The 329-nt window shown below is 47.1% G+C and carries 1 protein-coding gene; it reads right to left on the bottom strand.

All coding sequences use genetic code 11. The features are described 5' to 3' along the window. On the bottom strand, window positions 1-329 hold a 329-nt coding region (locus tag A3739_RS08200; RefSeq protein WP_231877044.1), incomplete at both ends, for a leucyl/phenylalanyl-tRNA--protein transferase.

Here is a 329-nt window from a genome sequence, read left to right as displayed (position 1 = left end):
GGCCAAAACTTAACCCATAGAGTCCACCAACAAGTAGGTCATTCCACCACACTTCAATAGCGTGAGCGATGCCGCGTTCGGCTAGGTTTAGGTAGGCGTATTTCATTTCTTCGGTAATCCAGCCTCCAGAATGTTCTTCACCTCGAGCGCAATGATCGATTACTTCTTTGAAGCTTTGATCAAAGCTTACGCTGAAGCCGCCTTTTCTAATCGCTTTCTTAAGTGATCTGGATATGTGTACGTGATTAGGAAATATCACACAGCGTGGATCTGGGCTCCACCATAGGAGGGGTTGGTCATCGCTAGACCAAGGGAAAATACCGTTACGG

This window comes from Oleiphilus sp. HI0067 (assembly GCF_001635735.1).
This window is presented reverse-complemented; position numbering and strand designations above follow the sequence as displayed.